This is a genomic window from Ruegeria sp. CE9 (assembly GCF_056537425.1).
On sequence record NZ_JBQFRO010000002.1, the window covers coordinates 482,768 to 502,991 of the forward strand.

At 59.3% G+C, this 20,224-nt stretch carries 16 protein-coding genes; 6 read left to right on the plus strand and 10 right to left on the minus strand.

The features are described 5' to 3' along the window. Window positions 1-57: 57 nt before the first annotated feature. The 5 genes from ACR0B3_RS07030 to ACR0B3_RS07050 form a co-directional block, all read right to left on the minus strand. A complete protein-coding gene (locus ACR0B3_RS07030; protein ID WP_480808430.1) occupies window positions 58-1,263 on the minus strand; it encodes an MFS transporter in 1,206 nt (401 codons plus the stop codon). An 86-nt stretch (window positions 1,264-1,349) separates the two neighbouring features. After that, a complete protein-coding gene (gene ggt, locus ACR0B3_RS07035; RefSeq protein WP_480808431.1) occupies window positions 1,350-3,101 on the minus strand; it encodes a gamma-glutamyltransferase in 1,752 nt (583 codons plus the stop codon). Window positions 3,102-3,185: 84 nt separating this feature from the next. Beyond that, entirely contained in the window at window positions 3,186-3,617 is a 432-nt protein-coding gene (locus ACR0B3_RS07040) for a universal stress protein (RefSeq protein WP_480808432.1), read from the minus strand. Then, window positions 3,614-6,223, minus strand: a complete 2,610-nt coding sequence (locus ACR0B3_RS07045; RefSeq protein ID WP_480808433.1) for a TRAP transporter permease — start codon at window positions 6,221-6,223, stop codon at window positions 3,614-3,616. The genes ACR0B3_RS07040 and ACR0B3_RS07045 overlap by 4 nt, the downstream gene beginning before the upstream one ends. Before the next feature lie 107 nt (window positions 6,224-6,330). Then, the gene (locus tag ACR0B3_RS07050; protein WP_480808434.1) at window positions 6,331-7,293 is read right to left on the minus strand and encodes a TAXI family TRAP transporter solute-binding subunit; all 963 of its coding nucleotides are present in this window, start codon (window positions 7,291-7,293) and stop codon (window positions 6,331-6,333) included. Window positions 7,294-7,480: 187 nt separating this feature from the next. Here ACR0B3_RS07050 and ACR0B3_RS07055 point away from each other — a divergent pair, with 187 nt between their 5' ends. The 3 genes from ACR0B3_RS07055 to ACR0B3_RS07065 are packed head-to-tail and all read left to right on the plus strand — an operon-like array spanning window position 7,481 to window position 11,285. Then, window positions 7,481-9,925 (plus strand): ATP-binding protein, encoded by a 2,445-nt coding sequence (locus ACR0B3_RS07055; RefSeq protein WP_480808435.1) that lies wholly within the window; start codon window positions 7,481-7,483, stop codon window positions 9,923-9,925. Further along, complete coding sequence (locus ACR0B3_RS07060) at window positions 9,922-10,539, plus strand: response regulator transcription factor (protein WP_480808436.1); 618 nt, start codon at window positions 9,922-9,924, stop codon at window positions 10,537-10,539. The genes ACR0B3_RS07055 and ACR0B3_RS07060 overlap by 4 nt, the downstream gene beginning before the upstream one ends. Beyond that, complete coding sequence (locus ACR0B3_RS07065) at window positions 10,536-11,285, plus strand: phosphate/phosphite/phosphonate ABC transporter substrate-binding protein (RefSeq protein WP_480808437.1); 750 nt, start codon at window positions 10,536-10,538, stop codon at window positions 11,283-11,285. Before ACR0B3_RS07060 ends, ACR0B3_RS07065 begins: the two co-directional genes overlap by 4 nt. 50 nt (window positions 11,286-11,335) lie before the next feature. Here ACR0B3_RS07065 and ACR0B3_RS07070 read toward each other — a convergent pair whose 3' ends face one another. From ACR0B3_RS07070 to ACR0B3_RS07080, 3 genes are all read right to left on the minus strand, one after another. Beyond that, window positions 11,336-12,874, minus strand: coding sequence for a tripartite tricarboxylate transporter permease (locus ACR0B3_RS07070; protein ID WP_480808438.1), 1,539 nt, complete (start codon window positions 12,872-12,874; stop codon window positions 11,336-11,338). A 9-nt stretch (window positions 12,875-12,883) separates the two neighbouring features. Continuing rightward, a complete protein-coding gene (locus tag ACR0B3_RS07075) occupies window positions 12,884-13,315 on the minus strand; it encodes a tripartite tricarboxylate transporter TctB family protein (protein WP_480808439.1) in 432 nt (143 codons plus the stop codon). A 70-nt stretch (window positions 13,316-13,385) separates the two neighbouring features. Further along, window positions 13,386-14,354 carry a Bug family tripartite tricarboxylate transporter substrate binding protein gene (locus ACR0B3_RS07080; protein WP_480808440.1) on the minus strand — a complete coding sequence of 323 codons (969 nt, stop codon included), beginning with the start codon at window positions 14,352-14,354 and terminating at the stop codon, window positions 13,386-13,388. A 145-nt stretch (window positions 14,355-14,499) separates the two neighbouring features. Here ACR0B3_RS07080 and ACR0B3_RS07085 point away from each other — a divergent pair, with 145 nt between their 5' ends. Genes ACR0B3_RS07085 through ACR0B3_RS07095 form a run of 3 tightly spaced genes read left to right on the plus strand, consistent with a single transcriptional unit; the run spans window position 14,500 to window position 17,589 of the window. After that, window positions 14,500-15,171 (plus strand): response regulator transcription factor, encoded by a 672-nt coding sequence (locus ACR0B3_RS07085; RefSeq protein WP_480808441.1) that lies wholly within the window; start codon window positions 14,500-14,502, stop codon window positions 15,169-15,171. Then, the gene (locus ACR0B3_RS07090) at window positions 15,164-16,561 is read left to right on the plus strand and encodes a sensor histidine kinase N-terminal domain-containing protein (RefSeq protein ID WP_480808442.1); all 1,398 of its coding nucleotides are present in this window, start codon (window positions 15,164-15,166) and stop codon (window positions 16,559-16,561) included. The genes ACR0B3_RS07085 and ACR0B3_RS07090 overlap by 8 nt, the downstream gene beginning before the upstream one ends. Beyond that, a complete protein-coding gene (locus tag ACR0B3_RS07095; protein WP_480808443.1) occupies window positions 16,558-17,589 on the plus strand; it encodes an ABC transporter substrate-binding protein in 1,032 nt (343 codons plus the stop codon). Before ACR0B3_RS07090 ends, ACR0B3_RS07095 begins: the two co-directional genes overlap by 4 nt. Here ACR0B3_RS07095 and ACR0B3_RS07100 read toward each other — a convergent pair. Then, window positions 17,586-19,094, minus strand: a complete 1,509-nt coding sequence (locus ACR0B3_RS07100; RefSeq protein ID WP_480808444.1) for a heme biosynthesis HemY N-terminal domain-containing protein — start codon at window positions 19,092-19,094, stop codon at window positions 17,586-17,588. The genes ACR0B3_RS07095 and ACR0B3_RS07100 overlap by 4 nt on opposite strands. Window positions 19,095-19,104: 10 nt before the next feature. Next, on the minus strand, window positions 19,105-20,224 hold a 1,120-nt coding region (locus tag ACR0B3_RS07105; RefSeq protein ID WP_480808445.1), incomplete at its 5' end, for a COG4223 family protein.

The following is a 20,224-nucleotide window of genomic DNA, read 5'->3' on the forward strand; positions in this document are numbered from 1 at the left end:
GCTTCGTGCCTTGAAAATTCAACGCACTCGCAGTCCGTTGCGGGTGCGTTTTTCGTTTCAGACCGATGCGTGCCCGCGCAGACGGAACACCAACGGCATCATCACCAAGACCAGAGCCGCCGAGAAAAAGAACGGTGCGCCGGGCAGATAAGTGCCTTCGCCATCGACCGACGCCTGAAAGATTCCGGTCATCACCAAAGGCGACAGAACCGCAGCGACAGAAGACAGTGACGCGATGACTCCCTGCACCACGCCCTGCCGGTCTTCGTCCGCCTGGTTCGAGGCCATAGCCGTGATCAAGGCAGGCACTAGGTCGGACAGCGCGGCCAGCAGAATAAAGGTGACAAGGGCCGTAACCGTTACGGTAAACCCAAAGCCGATCATTCCGACCAATGCCGATACCATCCCCAGCAGCAGGGTCCGGTAATCGCCGATCCAGCGAATGAAGACCGGCATCAGTCCGGCTTGGACGAAGGCCAACAGCACGCCGTATGCGGCCAGTGACAGGCCGATATACAGCGTGGACCAGCCAAACACCTCTCGAATCCAGAAGGCCCAGAGGGTAGGGTAGACCATGTTGGCAAATTCAAAGATGAAAATGCACAGCAGCGGCACCGCCAGCCCCGGAAAGCGGAAGGCGTCAAAGATCGATTTGAACGGGTTCAGGTCACGCTTGCCAAAGGGGCGGCGCTTTTCTGGTTTCAGGCTTTCGGGCAGGACGAATACTCCGAACAGGGCGTTGGCGGCGGACAAGACCGCGGCAATCCAGAACGGCGCAGTGATACTGATCCCGGCAGCAATGCCGCCGATGGCCGGGCCAAGCACAAACCCAATCCCGAAGGCCGCCCCGATCAGACCGAAATTCGCCGCCTTCTCAGTCGGTGAGGATATGTCAGCGATGTAAGCCGTGGCGGTGATATAGGTCGCCCCCGCAAGCCCCGCGAGCGTTCGCCCCAGAAGAAGCAGCCAGAATGTTTCGGCCAGCGCCATGATCACATAATCCAGCGCCAACATGGTCAGCGCCGCGATCAGGATCGGCCTGCGGCCAATCGCATCGGAAATGCTGCCCACGATAGGGCCGCAAAGAAACAAGGCCCCGGCATAAGCGGCCATCAACAGTCCGCCCCAAAAAGCACCCTGCCCAGTGTCACCCGCGCCAACGCGATTCATCAGATCGGGCATAATCGGGAACACGATGCCAATACCGATGGCATCGATCATCAATGTGATCAGGATAAAGGTTATGGCCCGGTTTTTGAACATACCGCCCTATCGGACGAGTATGCTGATAAAGCAAGAGAAAAGGGCTGCGTGGTACAATTGACCGACAGCCCCTTTCCAGTTTGGATTTATTGACCCAGTGCCACGCCTTCGCGACGTGGATCAGCGGCACCGATCAGCTGCCCGTCCTTGATCAGGATGGCATGCAACCCGCTGTTGAGATCGACTTCTTTCACCTCATGCCCCTTGGCGGTCAGGGCATCAGCGAATTTGGCAGCGGATGTTCCCTGCTCCAGATCCATCGAAGACCCGTTGCGATGCACGAAATGCCCCGTTTCGATGGCATCCTGCGGATCCATATCCCAGTCCAGAACCGCGATGATCGTTTTGGCCACATAGTTGATGATGCGGCTGCCGCCGGGCGAGCCGATCAGCAGATAGGGCTCTCCATCTTTCATCACGATGGTTGGCGACATCGAGCTGCGCGGGCGTTTGCCGCCTTCGACACGGTTGGCGACCAGACGATCCCCATCCATGGGCGCGCGGTCAAAGTCGGTGAGTTCGTTGTTCAGCAGGAAGCCCCGCACGAAAACCCGGCTGCCAAAGGCGGTCTCGATGGTGGTCGTCATCGACAGCGCGTTGCCGTACTGATCCCGGATCACGATATGGCTGGTGCCGGGGCGACCCGGGTTTTGCGAGGGTGCAAACAGGGCAGTGTGATCACGCGGCGGCTCACCTGCCTGACGCTTTTCTCTGGCCGCAGCCGGGTCGATCATCTCCGAGCGCAGCTTTAGATAATCCGTGTCCAACAGGCCCTTGACCGGCACATCGATAAAATCGCTGTCGGCCATGTAAAGCGCACGGTCGGCATAAGCCAGCTTGGCGGCCTCTGCATAAAGATGCGCCATCTCGGCATTCCAACCGGTGCCTTCGAGGTCGAAGTTGCTGAGTATCCCCAGAATCTGCCCCACGGTCAGACCACCCGAGGTGGGCGGACCCATTCCGCAAACGTCATATCCGCGATAGTCGGCGCAGACAGCAGGGCGGATTTTGACGCGGTAGTCGGCCAGATCTTCAAGCGTGATGTTGTTTTCCACCTTGGATGTGGCATCCACTGCGGCCACGATATCTTCGGCGATGGGGCCGCTATAGAAGGCGCCTGCGCCCTGATCGGCCAGAATGCGCAGGGTTTCGGCAAACTCGGGGTTCCGTAGCAAGGTTCCAACCTGCAGCGGCGTGTCATCTTCGTTGAAGAAATACGCTTTGCCCGCCGGGAACACACCGACTGAGCGCTCACGTTCAATCGTGCTTTGGATCGAGTTTGCCATGCGGGGCGAAACCTCAAACCCCTGCTCGGCCTGATCGATGGTGGATTGGAACAGCGAGGCCCAGTCTTTCTTGCCATAGAGGTTATGAGTGACTTCCATCAGGCGCAGAATGCCAGGTACGCCGACCGATTGACCCCCGACCACAGCTTCCGGCCACGGCATCTTTTCCCCATCCGGCAGCAAGAACCGTTCAGGCGTGGCCTTGGCCGGAGCCTTTTCACGCGCATCGAATGTTGTCAGCGTCTTGGCCGAGGCATCCCAATACAGCATGAACGCACCACCACCGATCCCCGAGGATTGAGGCTCGACCAGATTGAGCATCAACTGAACAGCGATCATGGCATCTGCGGCTGTGCCACCTGCGGCCAGCACATCATATCCGGCTTTAGCAGCAATGGGATTGGCGGCCGAGACCATGAACTCGGTGCCGGTCACCGAGTTTTTGTCCTCCCAGCCATAGCCAAATTCTGGTGCGGGGTCCTGCGCTTGGGCCGCGCACGCAACTCCCGCCAGCGCCAACGCGGCGCTGGTTCTCATGACAGTTTTCATCATAAAAATCTCCCGGTAAGGATTTGCGTGATTAACTACTGAGTACCGAAATTCAAATGGCAGACTCTTACCTTAGGTCCGTTCGGTTTATCGCACAACATATACGGACGCATGCGAATGACGGACCACCCGGGCCGCGTTGGGGCCAAGCAGATAATCCTTAAAATCAGGCTTATGCGCGCCGATCACGATCAGGTCCGAGCCCGCGCCTTCGGCTGTTTTGAGGATCTCTTGATAGGCGCTGCCGGTGGCTACCACATGGCGGACCTTGGCGTTGCGCTCTTCCCCCAGTGTGGCGGCGCAGAGGGCGACCAGCTTTTCATGAGCCTCTTCAATCACCTTTTCGTGGTGGTGGGGTTCGAAGAAACTGCTGACGAACCCCTCTCCATAGTCAGGTGTCACGGTCACGACATCCAGCCGCGCGCCATCCATTTCGGCCAGCGCTGCGGCGCGTTCAAGGACAGCAACATCAAGATCGCCATTGCTGATATCCACGGCGCACAGAATAGCTTTGGTCATGCGGGTTCTCCCTGTTTTGCGGCGCGGCCGCGCTGGAGGAAGGCGACAAGACCCAACAGGATCAGCGCCGGGATAAAGATCAGCTCTTTCGCGGGCTGGCTTTGCGGAGCCTGAATGCTGGTAATGCGAACGGCATCGTCAGCATAATAGTCGAACATGTCCAGCTCATCCGCGACCGGTGTGCCGAACAGCGGTTCGTCCAGTTTGACCAAACCATCCTCTACCAGAGTGATCAGACCCAGTGCATCAACGCGTGCCGCCCCATCATCCCCTTCCGGGATATCCAGAACCACGGTGGTTTCGGTCATGTTGCCGGTGTCAAAATCCGGGCCCGCGACCTCGATCCGCATGGTGCTACCTGGCGCGGCCTCACCCACGGCCTGCGTCAGCTGTGCCGGTTCGATCTGCGCAAAGGGCGGTGCGATGCGGTTCATGAAGAAGTCTGGACGGAACAGTGCAAAAGCGATCAGGATCAGCGCGACGCTTTCATAGATGCGGTTCTTGGTCAGGAACCAGCCCATGGTACCTGCGGTGAAGATCAGGATCGCGATGGTCGCAGAGACGGCCACCAAGATGCCCTGTACCCAGCCCACATCGATTAGCAACAGATCGGTGTTGAAGATGAACACGAAAGGCAGTGCCACGGTGCGCAAGCTGTAGAAGAAGGCGGTGAAACCGGTCTTGATCGCATCCCCGCCCGAAACAGCGGCGGCGGCAAAGCTCGCCAGTCCCACCGGCGGTGTCACATCAGCCATGATGCCGAAGTAGAACACGAACAAGTGCACCGCGATCAGCGGCACGATCAGCCCATCCTGCGCGCCCAGTTCGACAACCACACCCGCCATCAGCGAGCTGACGACGATATAGTTCGCCGTGGTCGGAAGCCCCATCCCGAGGATCAGGCTGAGCAGGCCGACCAGCGCTAGCATGGCGATCAGGTTACCGCCCGACAGGAACTCGACCAGATCGGCCATCACCTGACCGACACCGGTCAGCGTCACGGTGCCCACGATCACACCTGCGGTGGCGGTGGCCAGCGCGATACCGATCATATTGCGCGCGCCGTCAATCAGACCGTTCCACAGATCAACAACGCCGGCCATGAAGGCATTCGCAGTGTCGCTTTCACCCCGGAAGATCGACTTGAGCGGCTTCTGCGTCAGCAGGATCACGAACAGCAGCGAGGTCGCCCAGAAGGCCGACAAGCCCGGCGATTTCTGCTCGATCATCAGGAAGTAGACCAGCACGATGATCGGCAGCAGGTAATGCAGACCGGCCTTGTAGATCTCGGCGATCACCGGCAGTTCGACCTCTTTGGCGTTGGGATCATCGGGAACCAAGTCCTCTACTCCGGAAGCCAGCCATAGCAGGAACAGATAGGCCAAAACGATCAGCGCCGACAGGACCAGCCCGGACGCATCGGGCATGAGTGCGATGATTGCCTTGATCGGGTATTGGATGCCATAGCAGAGCCCGGCAAAGCCCACGAAGAACAGCGCCATGCCGCCAATCGTACGACCCATCGAAACAACGCGGTCGCCCAGTGTCGGCATGTTCCGCTTCACCGCCTCAAGGTGCACGATGTAGACCAGCGCGATGTAGGAGATTGCGGCGGGCAGGAAGGCGTGAGTGATCACCTCGACATAGGAAATGCCCACATATTCCACCATCAGGAAGGCCGCAGCGCCCATCACCGGGGGCATGATCTGGCCGTTCACGGATGAGGCAACCTCGACCGAACCGGCTTGTTCACTGGAGAAGCCTACCCGCTTCATCAGCGGGATGGTGAACGTACCGGTGGTGACAACGTTAGCGATGGATGACCCCGAGATCAGGCCTGTCGCTGCTGAACCAACAACCGCCGCTTTGGCCGGACCGCCACGCAGGTGGCCCAGCGCGCCAAAGGCCATCTTGATGAAGTAGTTGCCCGCGCCCGCCTTATCCAAAAGCGCACCGAACAGCACGAACAGGAAGACAAACTTTGTTGAGACGCCCAGCGCGATGCCAAAGACGCCTTCGGACGTGATCCACATATGGCTCATCGCCTTTTGCAGGCTTGCGCCCTTCCAGCGGATTACTTCGGGCACCCATTCGGAGGAACCGAAGAACACATAAGCCAGGAAAATTGTCGCAATGATCGCCATGGCCGGACCAAGCGCGCGGCGCGCGGCTTCGAACAGCAGCAACAGGCCGACAAGGGCAAACCACTTGTCTGTGTCGTCTGCCAGGCCGCCCGCATCGACGATCTTTTGGTAGAAGAAATAACCGTACAGCGCCAGAAACGCGCCGACGATGCCCATGACCCAATCTTGGATCGGAATGTAGTCCCGCGGGCTGGATTTAAGCGCCGGATAGGCCGAGAAGGCCAGGAACATCGCAAAGGCCAGATGGATTTGGCGCGAGTTGTTCACCACGCTGCCCGGCAGCAGATAATTCGACAAGGGAGAGGCCAGAACGACCTGAAACACCGACCACAAGACCGCAACGATCGCCAGAAACAGCCCGACATTTCCCGCCGGATCACGCGCGCCTGCATCAGATGAGGCAACCAGTTCCTGAAGCTCTTCTTCGGAAAGAGGGCGATTGCCCTGTGTGTCGGAACTCATGTTGGTATCTCCCTGTCCTTCGGCCTTGGTTTTTGCGGCCGTCTTGTCTCCGGTTTAGCCCGGATATGAGCCGGGGCGCCCCGAAAGGCGCCCCGCGTCAGGTCTGGTTACTGAATCCAGCCTTTTTCTTTGTAGTATTTCTCAGCGCCCGGATGCAGCGGTGCCGACAGACCGTCTGCAATCATCTCTTCCGGTTTCAGGTTGGCAAATGCCGGGTGCAGCTTTTTGAAGTCATCGAAGTTCTCGAAGACTGAGCTGACAACCGCGTAAACCGCATCTTCCGAAACGTCTGCTGAGGTCACGAAGGTCGCGCCTACACCAAAGGTAGATGTGTCACCATCTGAGCCACGGTACATGCCACCAGGGATAGTTGCAGTACGGTAGAACGAGTTGTCACCCACCAGCTTGTCAACCGCGTCGCCGCTGACATTCACCAGAACCGAGTCGCAAGCGGTGGTGGCTTCCTGGATCGAACCCGAGGGGTGACCAACGGTGTAAACCATCGCATCGATCTGGTTGTCGCACAGAGCAGCGGACTGTTCAGCCGCTTTCAGTTCTGTCGCCAGTTCGAAATCATCGGTGGTCCAGCCCATTTCGCCCAGTAGCACTTCCATGGTGCCGCGCTGGCCGGAGCCGGGGTTGCCGATATTGACGCGCTTGCCCTTCAGGTCTTCGAAATTCGAGATACCCGCGTCGGCACGCGCCACAACCGTGAACGGCTCTGGGTGTACCGAGAACACGGCACGCAGGTTCTCAAACGGGCCGGCTTCTTCGAATTTCGAGCTGCCGTTGAACGCGTGGTACTGCCAGTCCGACTGTGCCACACCAAACTCAAGCTCGCCTTCGCGAATGGTGTTGATGTTGTAAACCGACCCCCCAGTCGACTCCACCGAACACCGGACCCCGTGCTCTTTCCGGCCCTTGTTGACCAGACGGCAGATCGCTCCACCCGTCGGGTAATAGACACCCGTAACGCCGCCAGTTCCGATCGTAATAAACTCTTCTGCATATACCGCTGGTGCCATCAGGGCCGCCGCGGCAAATGCGGTGATTGAAGTTTTCTTGAACACTTTGACACTCCTGCTGTCAGTCTTTTTTTGATCTGTTGGGGCGCCTGAAACCGTTCAGAACACAACAGAAAAAATCGCACTGGAATCAGGCCCCCCGATGAATAAGAGAAAAGCGAAACCAAACAGCAGGTGTCTATACGGTTGATTACGTATAGGCTTGGATTCAAAGATAGGGGAATGAGGGTAAGTGGTCACGGTTCAGGGCTGTGGCACCGACCCTGACAAAAGGTCGTTTGGACAGGAATTGAACTACGCAGGGCAACAAGAACTCCGCCAGGAACAGGCCGAACCTGCCCGCAGGCGCCGGTCGCTGCGTGCGACGTTGGCCTTGTGTCTTGGCGGGTTGCAGTTCATTGCGATCTTGTCGGTGATCCTGTCTACCTTCGTCAGCTCGGAAAACGCGTTGCTGCGACAATCGCGGACATCGCTGAATGAGGTCAGCGTCAATGTCATCGGTCAGGTCAAAAGCTTTCTGAATCCAGCGCGGCAGGCCTTGGATGCAACCCGACGGCTTGCTGAAAATGATGTGCTGGATATCAGCAATCCTGACATTCTGGAAAGCCATTTCTTCCAGCAGCTACAGGTCGCACCGCAGCTTGCTGGCATGTATCTGGCTGATGATACGGGCAGGTTTGTCTATGTCATGCGCGCGGAAGAGCCCGGTCGCTATCGCACCAAATACGTTCCGCCCTTCCCACGGGGCACTGCCGAGCATCCTGCCGATTTCCAATGGCGCAATGATCAGTTCACGCTGCTTGAGACAGACACCACCGAGACCGATACGTATGAGGCGCGTAACCGGCCCTGGTTCCGGATGGTGAGTGAGGCTAAAGCGCCGATATGGACCGAGCCTTATATCTTCTTCACCACACGCCAGCCGGGTATCACTTATAGTGTTCCGATATTGGATGATGACGGAGATATCCGCGCCATTTTGGGTGTCGATATTCAGATTGACGCCCTGTCGGGGTTCCTGCTGGACATCTGGTCGGAACGGCGCGGGGCGGCGCTGGTTCTGAATGAAAATGGTGCGGTATTGGCGCATCCAACACTCGTGTTGATCCGGCAGGAAGCGCATATGGAAGCGCCCGAGTTGACACTTGTGGACCAGATCGCGGACCCCATCGCGCAAAAGGCGTTCGGAGATATGGTGCAAACCGGTCTGAGCAATGCGCAGGGTCCGGTTCATACCGATTTCCAGTTGAACGGTCAGGACTACGTGGCGATGCTGATCGAGGTCTCGGAACCAGGTTTGCGTTGGCTGATCGGGCTATATGCGGCCGAGGACAATTTTATCGGCGAGATCAAGAAGAACCGAACCCAGGGCGTCTGGATCGCGTTGGCCATCGCCATTCTGACCGGCGCAATCGGGCTCGCCCTGGCCGACCGGATTTACGCCCCAGTCCGCACCTTTGCCAGCCAGAGCCAACAGCTGTCCAGCGGAGAGATCACCCCCGAAGAAGGCCTGCATAGCCCCTATCGTGAGTTGGAAGATACCGGCGCGACGCTGACGCAGGAGGTCCGGCAACGGCAGCGGTTCGAAACAGCCTATGGTCGCACCTTCGATCTGGCTTCACGCGGGATGGCGCAATTCTCGCCCGAGACGGGTCAGTTTCTACGCACCAACGACCAGTTGTGTGACATCATGGGATATCAGCGGGATGAACTGGAGACGATGACGCTGGCTGATATACTACCGGAAGACGGTCAGCAGATTGCGGTCATATTCCGCGAAACCCTGTTGCAGGATTCCGAATTCATTGCCGAGAACCAGTTTGTTCGAAAAGACGGATCACTGATCTGGCTACGGGTCAACGCGATCCTGATCCGCGACGAAAGCGGCAAGCCTGACCACTCGGTTGCCATCATCGATAACGTGAGCGACCGCAAACAGGCCGAGGATGAGGCCAGCCGTCTCAACCGCGATCTAGCGCATGTGGCGCGGGTCAACCTAATGGGCGAGATGGCATCCGGGCTGGCGCATGAACTCAACCAGCCCCTGAGCGCAATTTCCTATAACGTCGACGCCGCCAAGCTGACACTGAATGAAATTGGTGAACCCGATCCTGAACTGACCGAGATCTTATCGGATATCGACCGCCAGTCACGCCGCGCAGGCGACATCATCCGAGCATTGCGCGAGGTGGTGCGCAAGGACCGTGGCCGTCAGACTCCGTTTGAATTGAACGGGCTGATCCGGCAAACCGTCAGCCTGATGGAGTCCGAGGCAAAGCTGCACAATATCAGGCTGCTATATGAAGAAACCGAAATTCCCCCGGTCATCGGAAATCGGACACAGATCGCGCAGGTACTGGTCAACCTGTTGCGCAACGCGATTGACGCGCTGGCCCGCCAGCCGAATGGCACGGGCCAAGTCACCATCACCACTGTGATCAGCGATGAGCTGGTCGAAGTGCGCGTGGAAGATAACGGTCCGGGGGTCAGCGACGATGTCACCTTGTTCAACACATTTGACACTCAGAAATCTGATGGGATGGGGTTGGGCCTGTCCATCTGCAGAACCATCGTCAAAGCCAATGAAGGCACGATCTGGTACGAGCCGACCAAAGCGAGCGGCGCGCGTTTCTGTTTCACGTTACGCCGCGACCAGTCAGGAGAAGAACGCGCATGATCCTTGAGCCGCAGGTCGTCTATATTGTCGATGACGACGAAGATGTGCGCATCGCCCTGTCGCGATCGCTCAGCAAACGCGGCATGCGGGTCGAACATTTTGGCGATGCGCAGACCTTCTTGAACCAGGTGCATGAGGACGCCAATGGCTGCCTGATCCTGGACTATGGCATGCCGGGAATGGACGGGCTGGAGCTGCAGGATCATCTGAACCGGCGCGAATCGACCATTCCGATCGTCTTTATCTCGGGGCATGGCGGCATTCCGGAATCTGTAAGGGCGACCAAGGCTGGCGCGATCGATTTTCTTGAAAAACCCTTTGACCTGAGCGTACTAATCGAACGGATACGGGCGGCATTTGACATCGGCACCGGGCTTCGTACCGAAAAGTCACGGCGCAAAATGCTTGCGGACAAACGCAGGCTTCTAACAGAACGTGAGGAGCAGGTGTTGCAGCATATCCTGACCCATCCGTCGCGTACCTCCAGCAAAGAGATCGCCGCCGCACTGGGCATCAGCCCCCGCACCGTGGAAATTCATCGCGGGCGTATTCAGCAGAAGGTTGGGGTAAAAACAACGATTGAGCTGTATGAACTGTTTGGGCAGATGCAATGATCGCAAACCTGATGATGTATGCGCGCCCACAGCTAGATGAGGCGCATCAGCGATACTGGGCCCTGATCCGCGCAAGTCTGAGAGATGCAGGGATCAACGCCCCCGAAAATCTGTCGCAGGACGCCGAGGAATTCGCGGTCTGGCGGCATCCGGAATTGGTGCTAAGCCAGACCTGCGGTATGCCCTACCGAACATGGCTGCATGAACAGGTCACGTTGGTCGGCACGCCCGACTATGGCCTCGACGGGTGCCCGCCCGGCTATTACCGCAGCGCATTGGTGGTGCGCGCCGACGATCGGCGCAGCGATCTGGTGGCGTTTCAGGATGCGGTGTTTGCCTATAATCAAACATTCTCGCAATCCGGTTATGCCGCGCCTTATTGGCATCTGAAGCCGCGCGGATTCTGGTTCGAAAACCGGGTGCAAACCCATGGGCATTTGAATTCAGCGCAGGCGGTCTCCGAAGGCCGCGCTGATATTGCCGCGCTGGATGCGGTCTCGTGGCGTTTGATGGCAGAGCACGAAGCGTTCGCCACGTCTCTGAGGGTGGTGACGTGGACGGAGCCGACCCCCGGCCTGCCGCTGATCACCGCAAAGGGCAATGATCCGGGCGTGATGTTTGCGGCGGTTGAACAGGCAATTGCCCAGCTGGGTGCTGAGGATCGGGCGACTTTGGGTCTCAAAGGTCTCGTGAAGATTCCAGCCGAGCGCTATCTGGACGTCCCAAACCCGCCAGGGTCGGTTTAGTCGTCCAAGGTGTAGATGCCACCGACAACCGACGGCGGCATCCAATGACTTTAGTCGCTGATCGCGCCTTCTTCGTCGCGGCGCTGGTGCATCTTGGCCTTGACGCGCGCGCCAATGATCAGCGGCAGGACGAAGCCGATAATGGCGATTGCCCACAGAGCGATGGATAGCGGGCTGTCGATCAGGGTCCACCAGTTGCCATTGTCGATGGTAACTGCACGGCGCAGGTTGTTCTCCATCGAGTTGCCCAGCAACGTGCCGAGGATGATCGGCACCAAGGGAACGTCCAGCTTGCGCAGCACCCAGCCCATGACACCAAATCCGATCATCACCAGCAAATCAAAGCTAGAGCCCGAGATGCCGTAAATGCCCACGAAGCTGACCATCGCCACGATGGGCATCAGGATGCGCGAGGGCACCATCAGCACCCGTGTGAACAGGCCAACCATCGGAATATTCATCGCCAAAAGCATGAAATTGGCTATGAATAGAGCCGCAATCAGCCCCCAGACCACATCCGGGTTCTGCGTGAACAACAAAGGCCCCGGGGTGATGTTCAGCGCCAGCAGAACGGCCAACAGCACGGCGGTTGTCCCAGACCCCGGCACGCCCAGCGCCAGCATCGGCACAAGGGCCCCACCAGCGGCTGCGTTATTCCCGGCCTCGGGCGCCGCAACGCCGCGCGGATCACCGGTGCCAAAGGTGTTTTCCTTGTCGACCAGCCGTTTCTCCATCGAATACGAGATGAACGAGCCCAGCGAAGCCCCTGCACCTGGCAGAACCCCCGCGATGAAGCCAAGGAAGGATGTCCGCAACATGGTGGGCGTACATTTCTTGACCATTGATATCGGGGGATAAAGACGCCCGATATTCAGCTTACGGCCTTCGGCATCAGACCCGCCGTGACGGTGTTCGAGGAAGATGAACACCTCGGACAGTGCGAACAGGCCGACGATGGCCACAAGAAAGTCGAGCCCGTCATAGAGATGCACTTCACCAAAGGTGAAACGCGGTACACCGGTTTGGGTATCGACGCCAATCGTTGCCAGACCAAGGCCAAGTGCTGCAGCAAAGGCGGATTTCGCCTGATTGGTAGACGACACACCGCCCAGCGTCATGAAGGCCAGGGCGAATAGGGCAAAATATTCAGCCGGTCCAAACAACAGCGCGATCTTCACCAGCTGAGGCGCAAGGAAGATCAGGCCCCATGTAGCCAGAAACGCGCCAACAAAGGATGCGATACCGGAGAGCGACAATGCCTCACCCGCAAAACCCTTTTTGGCCATGGGATGTCCGTCGAGACAGGTCATCATGGCGGGTTCGTCTCCGGGAATGTTCAGCAGGATGGACGAGATGCGTCCCCCATACATTGCCCCGTAATAGACACTGGTCAAAAGGATCAGCGAGGGTGTCGCGCCCAGCCCCAGCGTAAAGGCCAGCGGGATCAGAATTGCAACACCGTTCGATGGGCCAAGACCGGGCAACGCACCCATGATCGTGCCCAGAAAACAGCCCAGCAGGGCCAGCATCAGGTTTTGCCATGTCAGCGCGATGGCAAAGCCGTCTCCGAGGGAGGCAAGAGTTTCCATGTTCGCTCCTCAGAAACCCAAAGGTCCGCGGGCCAGTGACAGGCCCAGTACCAGATGGAAAATAACGTAGATGCCCAGTGAGGTGCCAACGCCAACGATAACGCTTTCGATCGGGCCAGAGCCCAGCCGCCACGCCAGATAGGCGGCAGCGAATGCGGTGGCGATGACGAAGCCCGCTATTGGCAGGAATTCGGCGTAGAGGATCATGACGACCACAGCGGCGCCGACCTCGACAAACCGGCCCAGGGCGGGCCATTCGGGTTCGGCGTCAGGGCGGAGGGCGATGACGATGCTCGACAGGCCCAAAATGGCGGCGATGATCAGCGGGAAGGCTTTGGGTCCGACGGCATCAGACAAAAAGCTTTCTTCGATCGCCAGTGCGGAAAAGGCAAATCCGATGGCGAGAAGCAGTCCGACGACCCCGAAGATACGGTCACTCATCGGTGTCTCCTATTCTTCTGAATACGGGTCGGGTGTTCCGCGCAAGCGAAACACCCTGCATTAGAGCCGATTACTTGATGATTCCGATCTCTTTCGAGATGGTTTGAATCTGGCCTACTGATTCTGCGACAAAGTTCTGGAAATCTGCGCCCTGCAGGTCCAGCGGGGCCAATCCATTCGCGGCCATGACCTCTTTCCACTCGTCAGAGGCGTAGAGATCACCAATCTTGCCGACCCAATCGCCATAGGCCTCATCGGTCATGCCGCCGGGTGCGTAGAACCCGCGCCAGTTGGCGCCAATCGCGTCGATGCCCTGTTCCTTGGCGGTTGGGAAATCGGCGAATTCACCGGGCAGGCGCTCGGGCGCAAGAACCGCGATCACCTTGATATCGCCTGAGTCAACAAAGCCTTTGGCTTCCGAGATGTCACCGGTGAAGGCCTGAACCGAACCGGCCAGCAGTTGGGTTACCGCTTCGCCGCCGCCATCAAAGGCGATGTATTTGACCGAACGGACATCCTCGATGCCATAGGCGTTTGCGGCAATCAGCACCTTCAGGTGGTCCCAGCCGCCCACAGCAGACCCACCAGCGACCGATACCGCAGTCGGGTCGGCTTTGATCTGGTCCAGCAGTTCGGGCAGCGTGTTAACCGGGCTGTCGGCGGCAACGGCGATCACGCCATAATCCGCGCCGATCGCGGCCAGCCAGCGAACCTGATCCATAGTGTTGCCCGGATAGGCACCTTGTGCCAGACGGGTTGCGGTGGCCGCGCTGGCAGCAACGATCAACTCATTGTCTTCGCCGCGCTTGTTCACAACCTCGGCAAAGGCCACGCCGCCGCCGCCACCGGCAAGGTTCACAACTTGCATCGTCTGGTCAATCAGGCCCAGATCCTGCAGCGACTTACCGACCTGACGGCAAGTAAAATCCCATCCGCCACCGGGGTTCGCCGGGGCAATACATTCCTGAGCGCTGGCCGCGACGCCAGACAGGGCAAAGACGGCAGCGGCAATTGCGCCGCCTGTTCCGAACAGTTTCATTTCTTCCTCCTCCAAGGTCTTTTTGGGCCGCACGCGCGCAGCCGGAACCGTTCCCCGCAAGTCTTGGGCACGCGGCCTTTTCTTGCAGGTTGAATGTCTTTACCGAATAATGCTGTCACGAACCTGTCACGGGGGGGTGGGGGCAATGCGGGTACTGATGATCGAAGATGCCGAGGATCTGGCCGAGGGCGTTGTGACCCATCTCGCCCGGTCCGGTGTGGTTTGTGATCTGGCGACCACGGTCGAATCCGCCCAGGATTTCCGCGCGGTGCAAAGCTATGACGCCATGCTGCTGGACATCAACCTGCCGGACGGGTCGGGGTTGAACTTCCTCGGTAAAATCCGTGCCTCTGGTGATCGCACCCCGGTGCTGATGCTGACGGCGCTGACATCGGTCGAAGATCGCGTGGCGGCGCTGGACAAGGGTGCGGACGATTATTTGGGCAAACCTTTTGATCAGCGCGAGCTTGAGGCCCGGTTGCGCGCGCTGGTGCGCCGCGATGCCGACCGTAAGAGTGAGCAAATCACGCTGGGCCCGCTGATCTACGCCCCCAAGGATCGCAGCGCCACGCTGAGCGGCAAACGCCTGAACCTGACCGCGCGCGAGGCTGCTGTGTTGGACGAACTGATCCGGCATGAGGGGCAATACATGTCGAAAACCAGACTCTATAACTCGCTATACGGCTTCGAAGATGCCGATGTTGGCGAGAACGCGATCGAGCTGTATATCGCTCGGCTGCGCAAAAGATTCTCGGACAGTGCCGTCAATATCACCACGCAGCGCGGTGTCGGATATCGGATTGGTCTGGATGGCTAGGCTGCACCTGCCCCACAGCCTGACGGCCCGCGTTCTGAGCGCGGTGATCCTGATCCTGGTGTTAGGCGGGTTGCTGGTGGCCCTGTCAATCTGGGTCAACGGACGTCTGGCCGCGCGCGAGGCCTATGACAGGTTGCTGCTGGGTGCTGCCAGCGATATCGCGGAATCGGTGCGTATTCAGGATGGCGCGCCGGTGGTGGATCTACCGGTTTCGGCCTTTCAACTGCTGGCACAAGCGCCAGATGATCGCATCTACTATGCTGTACAGGTTCCGGGTGGACCATTCATTACCGGGTTGGATCGCGAAACCATAATCCCGCTGCCCGAGCCAAGCGGGACGGGGGCCCAGTATTTTGCCGCCGATCTGAATGGGGAAACTGCGCGTTTCGTGCGTGTCACCCGCCTGTTTGCCGAGCGTGATTTCTCGGGCGAGGTTGAGATCCTTGTGGGTCAGACCCTGCGCGCGCGACAATCGATGACAGCCGGTCTGATGCGGGATGCCTTGCTACCCATGGCAGCCGCGGGCGTCCTGCTGATGATCATGTCCTGGATTGTCACCCGATCAGCCCTGCGCCCGCTTGAGGCGCTGTCGGACGATCTGACAGGGCGCGACCCCTATGACCTGACGCCAATGCCTAGCGATGGGCTACCACGAGAGTTACAGGTGATGCTGGGTGCGATGAACCGATTTATGGGGCGGCTCGACCGGCAGGTGGACACCATGCGCAACCTGATCGCAGATACCGCGCATCAATTGCGCACCCCGGTTGCCGCCATTCGTGTGCAGGCCGAGATTGCGCAGGATGACCCCGATGCGCCTGCACGCAAACGAGCGCTGGACCGGTTATTGGGACGCACCCGGTCGCTGGGCACGCTGCTGGATCAGCTTCTGTCGCGCGCAATGGTGATCCACCGCATCGACAGCGCCCCACGCCTGCCGGTCGACCTGCGCGAGGTCGCCCTGGAAATCCTGGAAGAGCGGGATCATGAGCTGATCGCGCCTGGGATCGAGGTGCGTCTGGAAATTGGCGAAGACCCAGTTCTGGTGCTGGCGGATAGTTTCTCGATCAGCGAGGCGGCCAAGAACCTGCTGCGCAACGCACTTCGCCACGGGAAACCGCCTGTCGTCATCGGGGCGGAACGCGTCCACGCCCGTGCAATCCTTTGGGTGCGCGACTGCGGGTCCGGGCCAGACACCAACATCGCCGATCAGTTGGGCGACCGGTTCAACCGCACCGCTGGATCAGGTGAAGACAACACCGGGCTTGGCCTGTCGATCGTGAAATCCACAGCCGAGGCGTTTGACGGCAAGGTCGAAATGATCACCGATGCCAAAGGCTTCCGGGCAGCGCTGAGCTTTCCTGCCGCGACCGAGGGAGGACGCGCATGATAAGACTGTTGCTTGGCTTACTTATGATCGCAGCAGCCCCGGTACGCGCGCAGGAAGATGTCACGCAGTTCGGGATGGGGTCCGAGGGGATGCTAATCCGGTCGACCACAGATATCGCGATCATCGAACCCGTGCTCGAACGGTTTGCTGCGCTGAACCCGGATTTGCGCATAACGTATGAGCAATGGGGCTCGAACGCGTTGTTTCAGCACAGCCAGACCGCGTGCAAAACCGGCGAAGGGACAGCGGATGCGGTGTTTTCCTCGGCCATTCAACAGATGGTCTGGCTGGTGAACGCGGCCTGCGCCTATCGCTATAGCTCTCCGGCCACTCAGGCCCTGCCCAGTGCCCGGCGTTGGCGGGATGAGTTGTGGGGTATCACCACAGAACCCGCTGTCATTGTCTATAACAAAGACGGCCTGTCGGCTGCGGATGTGCCGCGTGATCGTTTCGCGCTGCTGGATGCGATGCGAACCCGGCCCGATCTGCTGCGTGGGCGGGTGGCGACCTATGACATTGCAGCCTCGGGCCTTGGCTATCTGTTTGCCTATGGCGACAGTCTTGAGGCAACGACCTTTGGCTCTCTGATCGAAGGTTTTGCCCGCATTGATGCGGTGGCGACCTGCTGTTCGGCCCATATTATCGACGAGGTGGCACAGGGGCGGTTTCTAATCGCCTATAACGTGCTTGGGTCTTATGTGGCCAATGCCTACCTGCCCGGGGTTGGCGTGATCCTGCCCGAGGATTACACGCTGGTCCTGTCCCGCGCGTATATGATCCCGCGTCAGGCTCAGAACAAACGCGGTGCGATCCTGTTGCTGGATTTCCTGCTGTCGCCCGAGGCGCAGGAATTGCTGGCTACCGCCGGTCTTGTGACCCGTCTGGACGAAGCGGAAACCGGCCTGACCCCCAGCGCCCGACGCTTTATCCCACTGTCGCCCGCGCTGCTGGTGGCGCTCGATCAGAACCGGCGGGCCGGGTTGTTCAAGCTGTGGAACGATGCCTTCAACGTCGAATCCGCGCGCTAGGTCTGCCGCGCAACTTCTTCGGTTACGGGTTCCGCTTTGGCTTCGATCACGTCCTCTGCGGGGGTCTCATCGGGCTCTTCGGGCTGTTCCTCAACCTCTTCGACCTCTTCGGCCTCGGACTGATCCTCAAGTGCTCCGACGATCAGAGGCAGCATGTGCACACCCGTCGCACTGGCAATCTCAGGCGTCTGCGGTGTCTGCCAGCTGAGCGTATCGAAACTGCCGCAATTCTGACAGACCGGGCCCCATTCGGGCTGAATGTCGTGGCAATTGGTGCAGACCCATTGCGGCCCGCGCGGCGCGTTCAGTGCCTTGGCCAGCCAACCCTGAACCACCGCGTCCGTGGCGCCTTCGCCCCGTTCGATCGCAGCCATCAGCGTGTAGGCCCGTGCATCGCCTTTTTTTTCGACCACATCCCCCAACGCGCGACGGGCTTCGGGGAAGTCTTCGGCAACGATGTTGAGCTCGGCCAGAATCAGGCGGGTTTCCATGTCCTGCGGATGAATACGGGTCAGTGCTGTGAACCGCTTGATCCGCTGTTCGGGCGTTTCGTCTGGAGCGATTTCGGCGAAGGCATGGGCCAGATCGGGATGCGGTTGAACCTCCCACGCCTTTTTCAGGATCTTGGTCGCCGAACGCGGTTTGCCCTTTTCGATATAGGCGCGCGCGGCCATGGCGGCGGCTGGTACCAGATCGGGGGACAGGCGGTTCGCCTCAATCGCGTGTTCCTGCTGTTCAACGGTCGCCGTGTCATCTAGCAGCACCTTGGCCTCGGACAAGGCCAGGACCGCATCACGCCGTTTGAACACATCGCGGGGCAAGTACCCGGCCTTTAGCTTTGACGTCAGCGTGGACCGCGCACCGGCCCAATCCTGCGCCTTGGTCTGCAGGTTCAGCAGCACATCCTGCGTCTCTTCATGCCGGGGCTTCAGCGCCAGAGCCTTTTCGGCCAGTTTGCGTGCGGTTTCATCGTCGCCCTCGGCCAGCTTTTGTTTCATGATCCCGCGCACGCCAACAAAACGCGTCGCATTGTTAGTTACCAGCTTCTTGTAGGTCTCGGACGCTTTTTTGGTATCGCCGGTCATCTCGGCCGCTTGTGCCACCAGCAAATTGGTAAGCTCGGGCTTGTTCAGCAGCTTTTCGGCCTTGCTGGCCTTGGTCATCGCCACGCGCCCCTCACCCGAGGCGAGCGCCATCAACCCATCAGCCAGCGCCTGATATCCGCGCTGTTCACGGCTGCGATCAAAATAGCGCGACAGGGCGGTTTCATCACCGTTGAGGAATTTCAGCGTCGCAATCAGCAGCGTCAGAAGTTTGAAGAACAACCAGACCGCAAACACCAACACGCCCAGCGCGATCACCGATTGCAGCGGCCCCAGCGTGTATTCGGTGCCGGCGACGGTGATCTGTACGCCGCCTGATGATTCCATCAGAAACCCGGCGCCCATGGCCAGCAGGCCGATAATCGCAACAAAAACAAGGATCTTTAACAATGACCACAGCATGGCAGGTCCTTCAGTTCGAGTTCAGGCTTGAAGCAAGCGTGTTTGCGGCCTCGACGGCAGAGACCCGCGTCTGCGCCGCCTGCTCCCAATCCGCCAATGCAGTCTGCGCCGCCTCTGGTAATGCTTTCAGTTCGGTCAACGCCTTTGCGACGTCTCCATCCGCCAAGGCCGCCTGCGCGCGCGACAGGATCGCATCGGGGTCATCCCCCTCTTGGGGTGTCACCGACCGTGCGCCTGTCTGGCGCTGCAGAAAAGCCATCAACCCGGTGCCTTTGTCGGCATCCCGCGCATCCGCCAGCGCCGTCCGTGCTGCGGGGGCAAATGCGCTGCGCAGGGCCGAAAGCGTTTCGACCCCGTCCTTCGCGGAGGAGGTCAGAGCATCCGGCACATCGACCCCACCGGCCTTCAGTTCCGAGACCAGATCTTCATAAGGCTGACCGGCGTCCAACTGACCATGCAGACGCGACAGGATGGCCGCGTTGGTTGCAGCGCGGGCCTCGGCCGAGGCTTTGGCCTCAAGCGCCTGCGCATCGGAAACCATCTTTTCCACTTCGCTGCGCTGCGCGGCCAGAGAATCCTGCAGTTTCTTCAACTCGGCCTCAAAGGCTGCCGTCGCCTCGGCCGAGACATTTGCCTCAAGCGGTTGCTTCTCAAGCGCGGTCAGACGCTCCTCCAACGGACCGACCTTACCGGTCAGGCCTTCGACACTGGTCTTTACGGAGCTCAGATCGCTTTCGACCGGCAATAGCTTGTCTGACAAAGCCTTAATCTGATCCGAAAGGCCCGAGACATCGGGGCCATCAGCAAGAGATTTTGTCAGTTGGGCAATCTGATCGGATTGTTCCGACAGCTTCTTTTCAAGCGCGGCGATTGCGTCCGAGCTTTCTGCCCCGCTAGACAAATACCCGCCGCTGCCCACGGCAAACCCAATTCCGGCCGCAACAATGCCGCCCAGCAACGCCGGAACAAACCCGCCGCGCTTTTCTACAGTGCGTTCGATCACCTTTTCTTCGGTCAGCTCGGCCCTGTTCAGGGCTTCGGCTTCGGCTTCGGCTTCGGCTTCGGCTTCGGCTTCGGCTTCGGCTTCGGCTTCGGCTTCGGCTTCGGCTTCGGCTTCGGCTTCGGCTTCG

Excerpts from the sequence above, each read along its gene's own strand:
- ACR0B3_RS07095 (WP_480808443.1), top strand. The coding sequence starts at position 16,558 with ATGATAAGACTGTTGCTTGGCTTACTTATGATCGCAGCAGCCCCGGTA.
- ACR0B3_RS07075 (WP_480808439.1), bottom strand. The coding sequence starts at position 13,315 with ATGAGTGACCGTATCTTCGGGGTCGTCGGACTGCTTCTCGCCATCGGA.
- ACR0B3_RS07070 (WP_480808438.1), bottom strand. The coding sequence starts at position 12,874 with ATGGAAACTCTTGCCTCCCTCGGAGACGGCTTTGCCATCGCGCTGACA.
- ACR0B3_RS07100 (WP_480808444.1), bottom strand. The coding sequence starts at position 19,094 with ATGCTGTGGTCATTGTTAAAGATCCTTGTTTTTGTTGCGATTATCGGC.
- ACR0B3_RS07065 (WP_480808437.1), top strand. The coding sequence starts at position 10,536 with ATGATCGCAAACCTGATGATGTATGCGCGCCCACAGCTAGATGAGGCG.
- ACR0B3_RS07085 (WP_480808441.1), top strand. The coding sequence starts at position 14,500 with ATGCGGGTACTGATGATCGAAGATGCCGAGGATCTGGCCGAGGGCGTT.
- ACR0B3_RS07045 (WP_480808433.1), bottom strand. The coding sequence starts at position 6,223 with ATGAGTTCCGACACACAGGGCAATCGCCCTCTTTCCGAAGAAGAGCTT.
- ACR0B3_RS07060 (WP_480808436.1), top strand. The coding sequence starts at position 9,922 with ATGATCCTTGAGCCGCAGGTCGTCTATATTGTCGATGACGACGAAGAT.
- ACR0B3_RS07030 (WP_480808430.1), bottom strand. The coding sequence starts at position 1,263 with ATGTTCAAAAACCGGGCCATAACCTTTATCCTGATCACATTGATGATC.
- ACR0B3_RS07090 (WP_480808442.1), top strand. The coding sequence starts at position 15,164 with ATGGCTAGGCTGCACCTGCCCCACAGCCTGACGGCCCGCGTTCTGAGC.
- ACR0B3_RS07040 (WP_480808432.1), bottom strand. The coding sequence starts at position 3,617 with ATGACCAAAGCTATTCTGTGCGCCGTGGATATCAGCAATGGCGATCTT.
- ACR0B3_RS07080 (WP_480808440.1), bottom strand. The coding sequence starts at position 14,354 with ATGAAACTGTTCGGAACAGGCGGCGCAATTGCCGCTGCCGTCTTTGCC.
- ggt (WP_480808431.1), bottom strand. The coding sequence starts at position 3,101 with ATGATGAAAACTGTCATGAGAACCAGCGCCGCGTTGGCGCTGGCGGGA.